The sequence below is a fragment of the Vibrio sp. 2132-1 genome (assembly GCF_033344315.1).
In genome coordinates this window covers 173,443-189,426 of record NZ_JAWPON010000002.1, presented here as the reverse complement: position 1 = coordinate 189,426, position 15,984 = coordinate 173,443, and the positions used below count along the sequence as shown (strand labels likewise).

At 44.4% G+C, this 15,984-nt stretch carries 14 protein-coding genes and 2 tRNA genes; 4 read left to right on the top strand and 12 right to left on the bottom strand.

Annotated elements, in window-relative coordinates; all coding sequences use genetic code 11:
• The 9 genes from nusA to rlmE all read right to left on the bottom strand — a co-directional run bounded on the left by nusA (nt 1) and on the right by rlmE (nt 7,952).
• On the bottom strand, nt 1–1,488 hold the full coding sequence (gene nusA / locus R8N47_RS02555; protein ID WP_005380084.1) for a transcription termination factor NusA: 1,488 nt from the start codon (nt 1,486–1,488) through the stop codon (nt 1–3).
• 36 nt (nt 1,489–1,524) lie between these two features.
• Nucleotides 1,525–1,980, bottom strand: coding sequence for a ribosome maturation factor RimP (gene rimP / locus R8N47_RS02550; protein ID WP_005386424.1), 456 nt, complete (start codon nt 1,978–1,980; stop codon nt 1,525–1,527).
• 225 nt (nt 1,981–2,205) lie between these two features.
• Nucleotides 2,206–2,282 (bottom strand) — tRNA-Met (locus R8N47_RS02545).
• A 56-nt stretch (nt 2,283–2,338) separates the two neighbouring features.
• Nucleotides 2,339–2,422: transfer RNA gene (locus R8N47_RS02540), tRNA-Leu, on the bottom strand.
• Between the two features lie 16 nt (nt 2,423–2,438).
• The gene (gene secG, locus R8N47_RS02535; protein ID WP_005380080.1) at nt 2,439–2,777 is read right to left on the bottom strand and encodes a preprotein translocase subunit SecG; all 339 of its coding nucleotides are present in this window, start codon (nt 2,775–2,777) and stop codon (nt 2,439–2,441) included.
• Between the two features lie 220 nt (nt 2,778–2,997).
• On the bottom strand, nt 2,998–4,338 hold the full coding sequence (gene glmM / locus R8N47_RS02530) for a phosphoglucosamine mutase (RefSeq protein ID WP_005388992.1): 1,341 nt from the start codon (nt 4,336–4,338) through the stop codon (nt 2,998–3,000).
• A gap of 19 nt (nt 4,339–4,357) precedes the next feature.
• On the bottom strand, nt 4,358–5,188 hold the full coding sequence (folP, locus tag R8N47_RS02525) for a dihydropteroate synthase (protein WP_064354275.1): 831 nt from the start codon (nt 5,186–5,188) through the stop codon (nt 4,358–4,360).
• A 52-nt stretch (nt 5,189–5,240) separates the two neighbouring features.
• Nucleotides 5,241–7,214: an ATP-dependent zinc metalloprotease FtsH gene (ftsH, locus tag R8N47_RS02520; protein ID WP_017635895.1), complete on the bottom strand. Its 1,974-nt coding sequence runs from the start codon at nt 7,212–7,214 to the stop codon at nt 5,241–5,243.
• 108 nt (nt 7,215–7,322) lie between these two features.
• Nucleotides 7,323–7,952, bottom strand: coding sequence for a 23S rRNA (uridine(2552)-2'-O)-methyltransferase RlmE (gene rlmE, locus R8N47_RS02515; RefSeq protein ID WP_005388985.1), 630 nt, complete (start codon nt 7,950–7,952; stop codon nt 7,323–7,325).
• A 138-nt stretch (nt 7,953–8,090) separates the two neighbouring features.
• Here rlmE and yhbY point away from each other — a divergent pair, with 138 nt between their 5' ends.
• Nucleotides 8,091–8,387, top strand: coding sequence for a ribosome assembly RNA-binding protein YhbY (gene yhbY / locus R8N47_RS02510; protein WP_005380066.1), 297 nt, complete (start codon nt 8,091–8,093; stop codon nt 8,385–8,387).
• Nucleotides 8,388–8,471: 84 nt separating this feature from the next.
• Here the strand turns inward: yhbY and greA are convergent, their stop codons facing one another.
• Complete coding sequence (gene greA, locus R8N47_RS02505; protein WP_054579094.1) at nt 8,472–8,945, bottom strand: transcription elongation factor GreA; 474 nt, start codon at nt 8,943–8,945, stop codon at nt 8,472–8,474.
• A gap of 545 nt (nt 8,946–9,490) precedes the next feature.
• Here greA and R8N47_RS02500 point away from each other — a divergent pair.
• Together R8N47_RS02500 and dacB are read left to right on the top strand one after the other, a co-directional pair.
• Nucleotides 9,491–10,513, top strand: coding sequence for a porin (locus R8N47_RS02500; protein ID WP_005380064.1), 1,023 nt, complete (start codon nt 9,491–9,493; stop codon nt 10,511–10,513).
• A gap of 186 nt (nt 10,514–10,699) precedes the next feature.
• Complete coding sequence (dacB, locus tag R8N47_RS02495; protein WP_017635897.1) at nt 10,700–12,121, top strand: serine-type D-Ala-D-Ala carboxypeptidase; 1,422 nt, start codon at nt 10,700–10,702, stop codon at nt 12,119–12,121.
• Here dacB and R8N47_RS02490 read toward each other — a convergent pair.
• Both R8N47_RS02490 and tyrS read right to left on the bottom strand, forming a co-directional pair.
• Nucleotides 12,100–12,945 carry a magnesium transporter gene (locus tag R8N47_RS02490; RefSeq protein WP_005380062.1) on the bottom strand — a complete coding sequence of 282 codons (846 nt, stop codon included), beginning with the start codon at nt 12,943–12,945 and terminating at the stop codon, nt 12,100–12,102. The genes dacB and R8N47_RS02490 overlap by 22 nt on opposite strands.
• Before the next feature lie 418 nt (nt 12,946–13,363).
• Nucleotides 13,364–14,551, bottom strand: coding sequence for a tyrosine--tRNA ligase (gene tyrS / locus R8N47_RS02485; protein ID WP_017820416.1), 1,188 nt, complete (start codon nt 14,549–14,551; stop codon nt 13,364–13,366).
• A gap of 130 nt (nt 14,552–14,681) precedes the next feature.
• On the opposite strand from tyrS, the gene R8N47_RS02480 reads away from it, so the two are divergent.
• The gene (locus R8N47_RS02480) at nt 14,682–15,974 is read left to right on the top strand and encodes a peptidoglycan DD-metalloendopeptidase family protein (RefSeq protein WP_054579093.1); all 1,293 of its coding nucleotides are present in this window, start codon (nt 14,682–14,684) and stop codon (nt 15,972–15,974) included.
• Nucleotides 15,975–15,984 lie beyond the last annotated feature (10 nt).

The following is a 15,984-nucleotide window of genomic DNA, read 5'->3' as shown; positions in this document are numbered from 1 at the left end:
TTATGCTTCTTCGCCGAACCAACAGATGTTACGTGCGGCCATAATTAGCTCACCTGCACGTTCTTCGGTCAGGCCTTCGATACCTTCTAAATCGTCAATACCTTGGTCAGCAAGATCTTCCAGTGTCGCTACACCTTTCGCTGCCAATTTAAATGCCATCTCACGCTCAAGACCTTCAAGTGCAAGTAGGTCCTCAGCTGGTTCTAGACCTTCAAAAGACTCTTCTTGTGCTAGTGCGATCGTCGTTAGTGCATCTTTTGCACGTCCACGAAGCTCTTCGATTAGTTCTTCATTCAAACCATCGATTTCTAGTAGCTCGTTAACTGGCACGTATGCGATTTCTTCTAGCGTTGAGAAACCTTCTTCAACAAGAAGTTGAGCGAAGTCTTCTTCAATATCTAGGTACTTCATGAAGTTTTCAATAGATGCTTGTGATTCTTCAGCGTGTTTCTTCTGAAGATCAGCAACTGTCATAACATTCAGTTCCCAACCTGTTAGTTGAGATGCTAGACGCACGTTTTGACCGTTACGACCGATAGCTTGCGCTAGGTTGTCAGCTTCAACTGCGATGTCCATTGAGTGTGCATCCTCATCAACGATGATAGAAGCAACATCAGCTGGCGCCATTGCGTTGATAACGAATTGAGCTGGGTTATCATCCCAAAGCACAATATCGATACGCTCCCCACCAAGTTCGCCAGAAACAGCTTGTACACGTGCACCACGCATACCAACACACGCACCTACAGGGTCGATACGTTTGTCATTTGTTTTGACAGCGATCTTAGCGCGAGAACCAGGATCACGTGCCGCGCCTTTCAACTCGATAATATCTTCTGCGATTTCAGGCACTTCAACACGGAACAGTTCTGCCAACATTTCTGGCTTAGAACGAGTGATGAACAATTGGAAACCACGTGCTTCAGGCGCGACTTTGTAAAGAAGGCCACGTACACGGTCGCCTGGACGGAAGTTTTCACGAGGAAGTTGGTCATCACGCAGGATTACCGCTTCAGCGTTATTACCAAGATCAAGCACGATTGTGTCACGGTTTACTTTTTTCACGACACCAGTGATTAGATCACCTTCATTGTCGATGAACTGTTCAACGATTTGTGCGCGCTCAGCTTCACGAACTTTTTGTACGATAACTTGCTTAGCAGTTTGAGTCGTAATACGGTCAAACGTTACTGATTCGATTTCGTCTTCTACGTAGTCGCCAAGCTCGATTGAGTCATCTTCGTATTGCGCTGCTTCTAGTGAGATCTCTTTTGTAGGGTTCTCAACGTCATCAACAACTAACCAACGGCGGTAAGTTACAAACTCACCGGTTTTACGGTCAATGGCAACACGTACGTCGATTTCGATTTCGTATTTTTTCTTTGTAGAAGTTGCTAGAGCAATCTCAAGAGCCTCAAAGATACGCTCACGAGGTACCGCTTTTTCGTTCGATACCGCTTCTGCTACCGCTAAAATTTCTTTACTCATTGTATTTAGCCTCTAAGCTTAAACTTTTTTAGGGAACTAAAATTTAGGGATCAGGTTAGCTTTGGAAATGTTACTTAGAGCAAACTCTTCTTGCTGACCGTCTACAGTAATTGTCACTGTTTCGCCATCAACACCGTGGATAATACCTTTCCACTTACGACGGTTTGCTACAGCCATTTTCAATACGATGCTGACCTCGTGACCAATAAATTGCTCGTAATGTGCTGCTTTAAAAAGTGGTCTTTCTAAACCTGGAGAAGACACTTCTAGGCTGTAAGCAACAGAAATTGGATCTTCAACGTCTAAAACTGCACTAACTTGGTGGCTAACTTCTGCACAGTCGTCTACGTTAATACCATTTTCATGGTCAATGTAGATACGTAACGTTGAGTGCGCGCCTGCACGAATGAATTCTAATCCAACTAACTCATAACCTGATGCCGCTACTGGCGCGTCAAGCATTTCAGTAAGTTGTCTTTCTAAACCAGTCATTTAACCACTCCAGAAACAAAAAAAGGGCTCAGAGCCCAATCAAAAAACCAAGCAGTATCTGAGCTATTTCAAAAAGCTCAGATAACAAAAAACCCCGATAGTCGGGGTTTTATGCTGCTGGACCCTGATACGTTAAGAATAGCCAACAATTGCTTTTCTTAACTCGTAGTGTGGTTAGCACTACGCAAACTTGCCAATCTACGATTTCCTTTTAAAGAAAGAGATTGGTTGCGGGGGCCGGATTTGAACCGACGACCTTCGGGTTATGAGCCCGACGAGCTACCAAGCTGCTCCACCCCGCGTCCGACTTGCTGAGCATTATACTCGCAAACAAGTGATTTACAAGTTTGTAAATACATGGTGCCGAGAGAGGGACTCGAACCCTCACACCTAAGGCACTAGCACCTCATGCTAGCGTGTCTACCAATTTCACCATCTCGGCATCAAAACCTTACAGCTTATTGAGGAATTTCATCACCCGCTGGGGCAGGAACTTCACTCGCTGCATCCTTAACTTGTTCAACAACTGGTTGACCTAACGTTGGGTCTACCCATTGTGATTCAGTCTGGTGCGTAGACATACGACCAAGTAACAAGCTAACGATAAAGAATACGGTTGCTAAAATAGCAGTTGTTCGGGTTAAGAAATTACCTGAGCCGCCAGCACCAAACACTGTGTTTGAAGCACCAGCACCGAACGAGGCTCCCATATCTGCGCCTTTACCTTGTTGAATCAACACAAGGCCAATCACACCAAGCGCTGCCAACAGGTAAATCACAAGTAGAACTGAAAACATTTTTTCCACCTATGTTCCAAATTGTTGAGCCAGCGCCGTTCAAAAGAATAAATCATTATGAACAAGGCTAGCGACCTCCTAACGGGAGGCGGAGCAATACTAGCGAAAGCCAGTAACGCTGACAAGGGAAAATTAGTAAAAAATCAATGCCAATGCGTTAAGCGCTCAAAAAAAGGGCAAAAGATGCCCTTTTCATTCAAGACATGCTTTAACGCAATGATTAACAACTTGCTTTAACAGCCTCAGCGATTTTCAATGCTGAGTGTTGAACTAGTTCACCATCTTCGCCTTCCACCATAACGCGGATCAAAGGCTCAGTGCCAGACTTACGCAGCAGTACACGCCCTTTATCACCAAGTGTCGCCTCTACTTCAGCGACAGCGTTTAATACAGCTGTAGCTTCAAGAGGGTTACTTTCTCCTGAGAAACGGACATTTTCTAAAACCTGAGGATATAGTGTCATTCCTTGCGATAGTTCATATAAAGACATATCGCTGCCAATTACAGAAGCAAGTACTTGAAGTGCAGCAACAATCGCATCGCCGGTTGTGACTTTATCTAATAAGATCACATGGCCTGAGTTTTCAGCACCAATTTTCCAACCTTTTTCTAGCAGTTGCTCCATGACATAACGGTCACCAACAGCAGCACGTACAAACGGAATGCCTAGCTGCTTTAAACCATTTTCCATACCCAAGTTAGTCATTAGTGTACCAACAACACCACCCTTTAGCTCACCACGACGAAGTGCATCACGAGCGATGATATAAGCAATTTGGTCACCATCAACTTTGTTACCTAGGTGGTCGACCATAATGATGCGGTCACCATCACCATCAAATGCGAGACCAAGATGCGCTTGCTCTTCAACAACACGCTGTTGAAGAGCTCGTACGTCTGTTGCGCCCACTTTTTCATTAATGTTGATGCCGTTAGGCTCTACGCCCATAGCGATAACTTCTGCCCCAAGTTCTTTGAAAACATTTGGAGCGATGTGGTACGTTGCACCGTGCGCACAGTCTACTACGATCTTAAAGTTCGCAAGGCTCAACTCAGATGGGAAAGTACTCTTACAGAATTCGATGTAACGACCAGCTGCATCATTTAGGCGGGTTGCTTTACCAAGCTCAGCAGACTCCACACATTCAATTTCTTTATCTAACTCTGCTTCAATCGCCAATTCAATATCGTCAGGTAGCTTAGTACCCTCAGAAGAAAAGAATTTAATGCCGTTGTCGTAATATGGGTTATGTGATGCAGAAATCACAATACCAGCCTCGGCACGGAAAGTCTGAGTTAAATATGCCACAGCTGGAGTTGGCATGGGACCAGTAAATGTTGCTTTAAGTCCCGCAGCTGCAAGGCCAGCCTCTAGTGCAGATTCAAGCATATAACCTGAAATACGTGTATCTTTACCTATGATAACTTTCTTTGTGCCTTGTTTCGCTAGTACACGACCAGCAGCCCAGCCAAGCTTAAGTACGAAGTCTGGAGTGATTGGGTATTGTCCTACTTTACCGCGCACACCGTCAGTACCAAAGTAACGTCTTTCATTCGACATAAACTTTCCTTTATTATTTTTAAATATTGTTTTTCGTCATCTCAACAACTTTCATCGCTTCGAATGTCTCTTCAAAGTCATGCACGCGAATGATCTGCGCGCCTTTCATCGCGGCAATCGTAGCACAAACGACACTTGCGTTCGTACACTCTGCCGCTGGCTTGTCTAACAGTTTGAAGATCATGGATTTACGAGACATGCCAGCCAAAATAGGCAGGCCGAATTCATGAAACTTTTCAAGATGAGCAAGCATATGATAATTGTGTTCGATTGTTTTGCCAAAGCCAAACCCAGGATCGAGAATCAGTTGAGATTTATCAATCCCTGCTGCTTCACACGCCGCGATACGTTCTTCTAGAAAAGCCGACACGTCCCCCATTAAATCATCATAATGAGGGTCAACTTGCATGGTCCTAGGCTGACCTTTCATATGCATCAGACAAATTGGAAGGTTTGCTTCTGCTGCGACTTCCAGAGCACCTGGCTCTTGCAGCGAGCGGATGTCATTGATCAAATCAGCCCCAGCATCAATTGCTTGACGCATCACTTCTGCTTTACTGGTGTCAACGGAAATCCACACATCATACTTTTCACGAATGGCTTTGATTACTGGGACAACACGCCTAAGCTCTTCTTCCAAAGACACATCCGGTGCACCAGGTCTTGTCGATTCACCACCAACATCAACAATACTTACACCAGCCTTTATCATTTTATCAACTTGAGCAAGAGCAAGTTCAATTGAGTTGTATTTACCGCCATCCGAAAAGGAATCCGGTGTCACATTTAGAATGGCCATGACATGTGGACGCGAAAGGTCCAAAGATTTGTTATTTGCTGTAATCATCATCATAAACACAAAAACCCCGAGATAACTCGGGGTTTAATATTATCGATACTCTTTATTCAGAGTCTTTCTTTTCAGGCGCTTCGTTAGAAGTTGTTTCAGAAGAGCTAGGCTGTTCTGCATCTTTCGCAGTCTCCGTTGCTTCTTCTTTAACTTCTTGCTTTGCTTGAGGCTTGTCGCTGTCTTCTGGTTTGCTTGCTGAGTTATCACTCCAGCCCGCAGGCTCACGAATTTCAGCTTTGCGCTCCATTAAGTCATCAATCTGGCGAGCATCAATGGTTTCATACTTCATCAGCGCATCTTTCATCGCATGCATGATATCCATGTTCTCTTGAAGAATCTTCTTCGCACGATCGTAGTTGCGGTCAATGATCTGACGAACTTCGTCATCAATCAACTTCGCTGTATCGTCAGACACATGTTTAGTCTGAGTTACACTACGTCCTAAGAACACTTCGCCTTCATCTTCTGCATACAGCAGAGGGCCAAGCTTTTCAGAGAAACCCCATTGAGTAACCATCTTACGAGCAATATCTGTTGCGCGCTCGATATCATTAGAAGCACCGGTTGATACTTTGTCAGCACCGTAGATAAGTTCTTCTGCTAAACGACCACCGTACAAGCTAGAAATCATTGATTCTAGGTGTTGGCGAGACATACTCACGCGGTCCTGCTCTGGAAGGTACATTGTTACACCCAACGCACGACCACGTGGAATGATAGACACTTTGTACACTGGATCGTGTTCAGGAACCAAGCGACCAACAATCGCGTGACCCGCTTCGTGGTATGCGGTTGACTCTTTAACTTCCTCAGACATCACCATTGAACGGCGCTCAGCACCCATCATGATTTTGTCTTTCGCCAGTTCAAACTCAACCATAGAAACGTTGCGCTTGTTACCGCGCGCAGCAAACAGGGCTGCTTCGTTAACTAAGTTTGCTAGGTCAGCACCAGAGAAGCCTGGAGTACCACGCGCGATGAGAGAAGGCTCTACATCACCCGCTAGAGGGACCTTACGCATGTGAACTTTTAGGATCTGTTCACGGCCACGTACATCTGGAAGACCAACTACCACTTGGCGGTCAAAACGACCAGGACGCAGTAACGCAGGGTCCAACACATCAGGACGGTTAGTCGCAGCGATAACGATAATACCTTCGTTACCTTCGAAACCATCCATCTCAACGAGCATTTGGTTTAGTGTTTGTTCACGTTCATCATGACCACCACCAACACCTGCGCCACGTTGACGACCTACCGCATCGATCTCATCGATAAAGATGATACAAGGTGCGGCTTTCTTTGCTTGTTCAAACATGTCACGCACACGAGATGCACCAACACCAACGAACATCTCTACGAAATCAGAACCAGAGATAGTAAAGAATGGTACTTTCGCCTCACCGGCAATGGCTTTCGCTAGAAGCGTTTTACCCGTACCAGGAGGACCAACCATTAGAACACCCGTTGGAATCTTACCGCCCAGTTTTTGGAAGCGGCTTGGATCGCGTAGGTAGTCCACCAGTTCTTTCACGTCTTCTTTTGCTTCGTCACAACCAGCAACGTCAGCAAAAGTTGTCTTGATTTGTTCTTCGCTCATCATTCGAGCTTTGCTCTTACCAAAAGACATGGCGCCTTTACCACCGCCGCCTTGCATTTGACGCATGAAGAAAATCCATACACCAATCAGTAAGATCATTGGGAACCAAGAGATGAAGATAGTACCAAGCAAGCTTTGCTCTTCTGGAGGCGTGCCTTGTACTTTCACGTTTTGGTTAATTAGGTCATCTAGAAGCTTTTGGTCATACACTGGCATGTAAGTGACCATTTTGGCACCGCCGCCACGACGAACAAAGCTAATTTCACCGTCTTTAAAAGTTGCTTCTTGAATCTGGCCTTGGCCAACTTCCTGTACAAACGTGGTGTAATCCACGGTTCTGCCATTGCTTTCTCCAGGGCCAAAGCTCTGGAATACCGACATCAATACGACGGCGATAACAAGCCACAGAATTAAATTTTTTGCCATGTCACTCAAGGTGTAAGCCTCTCGATAACTAATTGTAATTAAAGGTAGGGTACTACAGTTCATTAACTGTAGCTATAGTGTTAACACGCTCTCAAGAGAGCAAAATGGTTAACCTTTGTAACCAGTGGCTACGACGAAGACCTCTCGAGAGCGAGCTCGCGATGAGTCTGGTTTTCTAATTTTTACGGCTTTAAACATGTCTCGGACTTCTTTCACATACTGATCGAAGCCTTCCCCTTGGAAAACCTTTACGACAAAGCTACCATTAGGCGCTAGAACTTGTCGACACATATCTAAAGCTAATTCAACTAAATACATAGCGCGAGGTTGATCAACAGAATTGTTTCCCGCGATGTTAGGCGCCATATCAGACATTACTACGTCTACCATGGAAGGTTGGATCCTTTCTAGCAAAGCTTCCAATACTGCATCATCACGAAAGTCGCCTTGTAAAAAGCTAACGCCAGCAATCGGGTCCATAGGAAGCAAGTCACACGCGATGATCTGACCACTGTCCCCTACTATCTTAGCAGCATATTGAGACCATCCGCCCGGCGCAGCCCCCAAGTCGACGACTGTCATTCCAGGCTTTAACAATTTATCTTTCGTTTGAATCTCATCGATCTTGAAATAAGCACGTGAGCGGTAGCCTTTTTTTCGGGCTTCATTCGCGTATTTATCATCAAAGTGTTCTTTCAACCAACGACCAGAACTAGCCGAATGTTTTTGTTTACTCATTTTAATCCCAACAAGGCACAAATTGGAGCTATTGTTTTAATAGGCGCTACCTATTACTCAATAAATTATAGTCTTCAGCAATAGATGGCGTTAAAATAGCTTTTTTCAACCCTTATTTTAAAGAAAATTGGCCGCGTAATGAACCTAAGCACCAAACAAAAGCAGCACCTTAAAGGCCTAGCTCACAGTTTAAAACCTGTTGTGCTAATGGGCGCAAATGGACTTACAGAAGCCGTGCTAGCAGAAATTGAAATCGCTCTTAACCATCACGAACTTATCAAAGTAAAAGTTGCTTCGGAAGATCGTGAAACAAAACAGCTAATCATCGACGCTATCGTACGTGAGACGGGCGCTGAAAAAGTTCAGACTATTGGTAAAGTGCTTGTGCTATACCGCCAGTCTGAAGAGCGTAAAATCGAAATCCCTCGTAAGTAACTCTACTTACGTTGCTGAAGAAAAAAGGTCGCCTGAGGCGACCTTTTTGCGTTTTATCAGAGTAGTAATGCTACTCCAAACGACTTAGATATATTCTACTCGGTCAATTTCGAAGTCTTTCGCGCCACCCGGAGTTTGAATAGCAACTTCATCGCCTTCCATCTTACCAATCAGGCCACGAGCAATAGGTGAGCTCACTGAAATGCGACCTGCTTTGATATCGGCTTCGTCATCACCAACGATTTGGTACGTTTTTTCTTCTTCGGTGTCGATATCAATCAAGGTTACGGTTGAACCAAAAATAACTTTACCCGTGTTATCCATCTTCGTTACATCAATAACTTGAGCAACTGACAGTTTGTATTCAATGTCACGGATTTGTGCTTCACAAATGCCCTGCTCTTCACGAGCGGCGTGATATTCAGCATTCTCTTTTAAATCACCTAGCTCACGAGCTTCAGCAATTGCCTCTGAGATCTGAGGACGTAGTTTAAGTAGACGATCGAGTTCTGCACGTAGCTTTTGCTCGCCACGTAGTGTCATTGGAACTTTTTCCATTTTATAACCTCAAGCCCAAATGGGTCTTTGGACAAAAAAAGCCCACCCTGTCATAGGACTGGGTAGTGCGCTTAAAGATGTATTTCGTTTAGTGTAAACAAACTCCCGGACGAAATCATCTTAATTCGAAAGACAGCAAGACTATGCCTTTTCGGCATAATGATATAACTCACTTTTAGAGCGGTTCTAGGGCGAATCACCTTCTCAATTTATTGAAAAACAACACTGTTCATTACACCAAAAACCTCAAAAAAGATAAAAACTAATCAATGTCAGGCCAATGTCATTGCCAATAATTTCAATCAAAAACAGTAATTTAAATAAAAACAACGCACAATTGAACAGTGTTCATCAGTGGGATTTATATCATTTTACTAACTCATACGGAAACTTTAGCAGTAAAACATGTCCAGCGAGTTGTTAGATCAATGGCTTACAAGTGCGAACTATATCGCTCAATTAGCCAATTTTGGACCAACAACTTGTGAGAGATCACCTCTCCCCCATACAACAATGATTATGGACAGCTAACTAGGACAAATAAGATGAAAAAGACTCTAATTGCTCTTTCTGTATCTGCAGCAGCTATGGCAACTGGCGTAAACGCAGCTGAACTTTACAACCAAGACGGTACTTCTCTAGAAATGGGCGGCCGTGCTGAAGCACGTCTATCTATGAAAGATGGCGACGCTCAAGACAAATCTCGCATCCGTCTAAACTTCCTTGGTAAACAAGAAATCAATGACAACCTATACGGTGTTGGTTTCTGGGAAGGTGAATTTGAGACTGCTCAAAACGGTACTGTAGACGGCGACGACAAGAGCGATCTAGAAACTCGTCTTGCTTACGCTGGTCTTGGCGGTGCTTACGGTGAGTTCGCATACGGTAAAACTGAAGGTGCACTAGGCGTTATCACTGACTTCACAGATATCATGGCTTACCACGGTAACTCTGCAGCAGACAAACTAGCTGTATCAGACCGTACAGACAACATGATGGCTTACAAAGGCCAGTTTGAAAACCTAAGCGTAAAAGCAAGCTACCGCTTCGCTGATCGTATGGAAAACAAAAACACTGGTGAGTACTACGACAACAAACAAGACGGTTACTCTCTATCTGCAATCTACGCTCTAGCTGACACTGGTCTTGAGCTAGGTGCTGGTTACGCAGATCAAGACAAAGCTAACGAGTACATGCTAGCTGCATCTTACACAATGTCTGATCTTTACTTCGCTGGTGTATTCACTGACGGCGAGAAAATGGAAGATTCAAACAACAGTAACACAGTTGATTACACTGGTTACGAGCTAGCGGGTGCTTACACTCTAGGCCAAACAGTATTTACAACATCATACAACAATGCAGAAACTAACAACGAAACTTCTGCAAACAACTTCGCTGTTGATGCTTCTTACTACTTCAAGCCTAACTTCCGTGGTTACATTTCTTACAACTTCAACCTGATTGATGCAGGTGACAAGTTTGGTTCAACTGACACGAGCAAAACAGTTGCAACTAAGATCGATGCTGAAGACGAGCTAGCTCTAGGTCTACGTTACGACTTCTAATTCCGGTCTTTGACTAGAATATCGAATGCCCGCTTTAAGCGGGCATTTTTTATACTTCATTTTAAGCAGCGCGCCTTTCTCTCGTGTCTCATTCATGAAGACATTTGAAGCATTTCTTTAGTTACCTAGCATATTGAAAGGACTTGCGTATACTCAATCACATAACTCACCTTAGAAAGTATCATTATGCGTTTACGTTGGCCCTTGCTCATATTCTCTTCATTACTTTCTGCTTTTTCACAAGCGTACCCTCATCAAGAGGTGTTGCCTGAAGGCGCCCGCATCAGTTTAGTTGCGGAAAAACTCAGTGAAAATGCTGAGCTTGACGGTGTTCATCCTACCGAACAACTGTTCCCACCAGCGAGTACATTAAAAATCGTCACCGCATTAGCCGCAAAGCTAGAACTGGGTGATAACTTCCGGTTTCGAACCAAGCTGGAAACGTCGAACTCAGATACAGTGATTTACTTTGTCGGCGACCCAACACTCCAAACCAACGACTTAAAATCACTTCTCACTCTAGCTAAGAAAAATGGCTTAAAACGGATTAACGGTGACCTATGGCTCGATAACAGCGCATTCACTGGTTATAACCGTGCGGTGGGCTGGCCGTGGGATATCTTGGGAGTTTGCTACAGCGCTCCGGCATCGACCATCACACTCAATAACAACTGTGTACAAGCCTCTATCTATACACAAAAAGATGGTGGAACGCGGGTCTACGTACCAGAGCATCAACCTATTCGTGTCACAAGTACCGTAGAAACAGTTTCTAAAACCATTAAGAAAAGTCGTCATTGTGACTTAGGTTTAGTTGCAAATCCCGATAACAACTACAAGCTAACAGGGTGCTTGGTTGAAAGAGACAAACCATTGCCACTGAAATTTGCGGTTCAAGACCCTGAGCGTTACACCAGTCAAAGGTTGGCGGCTTTGCTCAAGGAGCTCAACATTGGGGTATCGGGAAAGATTAGGGTCGGTACGGCGCCAGAAAAGCAGCGAAAGCTCATCGCAATGCATCAATCAAAAGCCTTACCAGACATTCTCGAAGATATGCTCAAAAACTCTGACAACTTAATTGCCGACACATTAACCAAAACACTTGGCGCTAAATTTTTCGTTCAGCCAGGCAGTTTTACTAACGGGACAGAAGCGATCAAGCAGATCATTTTCGCCAACACTGGTATTGATATTCGTAATGCGCGCCTAGAAGACGGCTCAGGACTTTCGCGAAATAACCGGATCTCCGCGACCAAGATGGCTGAAATGCTGCGCTATATTTGGAAGCATGAAAACGAACTCAAATTGATTGCCATCATGCCGAAATCAGGTGAATCCGGCACATTAAAGTACCGACAAAGTATGCGAAAACTTCCAATTAAAGGACAGCTGATCGCGAAAAGTGGCTCTATCTACGGGACTTACAATATGGCTGGATATGGCTTGGATAAAAATGGTCAACCTAACACCATTTTTGTTCAGTTTGTTTCAGACTACTTCCCAGAAAAACGGGACGACAACACACCTGTCATCGCCCCGATTACACATTTTGAGCAGCTTTTTTACAATGACATTGTGAACTTTAGTCAGGCAATACCTAAGAAATAGTTCACCACGTTAAAGTAAATCCACATTCCTGAAATATCGACGATAGACGCAAGAACTGGACTCACCAATACGGCTGGGTCCAACTTGCAAGCTCGTGCAATAATTGGCAACAGCCCGCCCAATGTTGTAGAAATGGTGACTTGAATGAACAGCGCAACTGCTATTGCCAGTGCGATATCGGTCAGTTCAAAGCCTCCTGTTGATTGTCCTGCACTAAATAACATAATGCGTCCAATCATCACGATAGCAATCGCTAGCGCAATAAATAGAGCGACTCGGCTCTCTTTCCACAAAACTTCTAACCATTGGCGTTTTTTTAACTCTCCAGTAGCAAGAGCACGAATCACCAAAGTTGCTGCTTGTGTTCCTGTGTTACCACCAGCAGCTGCAATCACTGGCATGTACACTGCAAGTAAAACAAGCTGACTAAGGGTGTCCTCATACTGAGCGATGATCAAGCCTGACACTATCCCTAAAAGAGCCAGCGCAATGATCCATCCAATACGCTGTTTTACATGCCCTAAAACACTAGTTGATAAATAACCATCGGGTGTATCAACTTCAGACATATGCAGACCCAGTTGGTGAGCATAATGACGTGCGCGTTTGTCATGACCTGCTTGCTCAAGTTGAGCAATAAGACTATTCACATAGCCGACAGAGCAATGCTGTAAAATACCTACAGCCTCATCAATCGGCATAACCGTAAGCAAATGGACTTGTTGCTCTTGCTCGTACTGCAAGAATGCATTGCGAGCAGCACCAATTTCTACTTCAGAAAAGTTTGGTGTTGTTTCAATAAAAGTGTTGTTCATTACCGTCATGGCGAATCTCCCGATTGGCATTGGTAACGACCATCGACAAAGCATGAAAAGCCACTCTTGCACGCTAAAAGTCAGACAACAAATAAGATGCACAGAGAAAACCAATGCGAATGCACTGTCTATTCAGAATGTATGAAGGAAATAACGAGAAGAAAATTAGAAAAGATGCCTCACCACTTAGGTAAGGCGGAGATCGCCAATACCGAAGCGGGCTATTTCGCTCCCTTAATCTTACTCACCCAACGACTGGGAGGATGGTCGGTATTGTTCATGTAAATCTCCAATAGCGCTGCCATTATTGGCAGCGCTAGTATAGTAGCAAAGTTCATCAGGTATGGAAGTTTTACTTTGCCGTTTTTGCTAAATTTTCATACAAAAAAAGCGCCCTTCGGACGCTTTCATTTGCAGTCATTATGAATTACTGAATAGTAATACGAGCAAATTTACGTTTGCCTACTTGGAACACGTAAGTACCCGCTTCTGGAGCAAATTTGCTGTCCGCAATTTTTTCACCATCAATCTTCACAGCGCCCTGCTTAACCATGCGCATCGCATCTGACGATGATGGACATAAGCCTGCTTCTTTCAACAGATTACTCACTGGGCGACCTGCGTCAAAGTCAAACTCTGGCATTTCATCAGGAATTTGGTTCTTCGCAAAACGGTTTACGAATTCTTGCTCTGCTGCATCGGCATCGGCTTCACTGTGGAAACGAGCAATAATTTCTTTTGCTAGCAATACTTTGATGTCACGAGGGTTTTTGCCCGCTTCTACATCAGCTTTGAATTGAGCAATCTCTTCCAGAGGACGGAAAGAGAGCAGCTCGTAGTAGCTCCACATTAGGTCATCAGAAATAGACATGATTTTACCAAACATTTCGCTTGGCGCTTCGCTGATACCGATGTAGTTGTTTGCTGACTTAGACATCTTCTTCTCGCCATCAAGGCCCACTAGAAGCGGCATCATCAGTACAACCTGAGGTTTTTGACCGTGAGACTTTTGCAGTTCACGACCCATTAGAAGGTTGAACTTCTGGTCTGTACCACCTAATTCAACATCCGTTTCCATTGCTACTGAGTCCCAGCCTTGTAGAAGTGGGTACATGAACTCATGAATAGCAATTGGCTGACCACCCGCGTAACGCTTTTTAAAGTCGTCACGCTCTAGCATACGAGCAACGGTTTGGTTTGCCGCAAGGCGAATCATACCTTCTGCGCCCAGTTCAGACAGCCACTCAGAGTTAAACTGAATTTTAGTCTTTGCAGGATCGAGAATTTTGAACACTTGCTCTTTGTACGTTTCAGCGTTACGCAATACGTCTTCGCGACTTAGCGGTGGACGAGTTGTGTTTTTACCTGTTGGGTCACCAACCATTGCAGTGAAGTCACCGATTAGGAACGTCACTTCATGACCTAGTTCTTGGAACAAGCGAAGCTTATTGAAAATAACCGTATGGCCTAGGTGAATGTCAGGTGCTGTTGGATCAGCGCCCAATTTAATACGTAGAGGACGGTCTTCTTTTAGTTTTGCGATTAGCTCTTCTTCTGGAATCAGCTCTTCAACACCGCGCTTAATCTCGGCTAGTGCAGCTTCAATGCTCGCCATTCTTGTTCACTCCCACAGATTTGGCAAAAATATAATAGCTGAACATATTACTTGAATAGCGATGCATTTTGAAACACGTTAGACTAGGTAGTTGTCACTTTTTCCGTTTAATTTAGCAATCAAGTACCTCATGCATTCGATTTTTGTCCGACTTCCACTCTTGCACAAAGTATTGATCGGTTTTTTTAGTGCGCTGATTATCTTCGCGCTCTTCTTTTTACCTGATCCGCAAGACCTAGACCCGCAGCAGAGCCGATTAAAAGTTGGTCAACATTATCCTGTGCCAGTTTCCCTCGAACTCAGTGCACTAAATAGTTCATCGCCTGCGGTTCCCGCCGTGCTGCGCTGGGAGACATACAAGGTAAAAAATGGCGAGAGTGCTGCCATCTTATTTAGTCGCGTAGGGCTTTCTGCTCGTCTATTACATGAACTGGTGTCATCAGACAAAGAAGTGGAAAAACAGTTAACTCGGCTTCGACCTGGTGACCGATTGCAATTTGGTTTTGACGAAAATAACAACTTGGTGCAGCTAAGAAGAACACTAAGCGCGTTCGAGACTTTTCGTATCACATTAAAAGACGGCAAGTACGTTTCTGAAGTTGATAAAAAAGAAGTCGACTTCCAGTACAACTACGCTGAAGCCACCATCAAATCAAACTTTTGGAATGCAGGAATATCTTCTGGATTAAATGGTAACCAAATCATGGAACTGGCTGGCATATTTGGTTGGGACATCGACTTTGCTTTAGATATTCGTAAAAACGACAGCTTCCGAGTACTTTACCAAGAGGAAGTGGTAGAAGGTGAAGTAATCGGCCGTGGAAAAATCATTGCTGCGATCTTTAAAAACCAAGGCGATACCTTTACCGCAATATTGGATCAGAAAAGTGGCAAGTATTACGACGAAAATGGGCGTGCAATGAAAAAAGCATTCTTACGCGCGCCGTTGGACTTCCGTCGAGTTTCGTCTAATTTCAACCCACGCCGCTTACATCCAGTGACGGGACGCGTTCGTCCTCATAGAGGCACGGACTATGCGGCACCAGTGGGCACCCCGATTTGGGCGGCTGGTGATGGCGTTGTTCAAAAATCGTCTTACAACAAATTTAATGGTAACTACGTTTTCATTAAACATAGCAATACTTACATTACCAAGTACCTGCACTTAACCAAACGTACTGTACGAGCTGGTCAACGCGTTAAGCAAGGCCAAACCATTGGTACGCTTGGCGGAACTGGCCGTGTAACTGGCCCTCACCTGCACTATGAGTTCCTTGTGAATGGTGTCCATAAAAACCCGCGCACGGTGAATTTGCCACAATCTAAATCCCTGACAGGCAAAGCGAGACAAACTTTCATGGCAAACGCGAAAATTAGCATGGACAAGCTTGAACGCTACAGCAAACTGCTAGCAATGAAGTAAGCCAAGTATT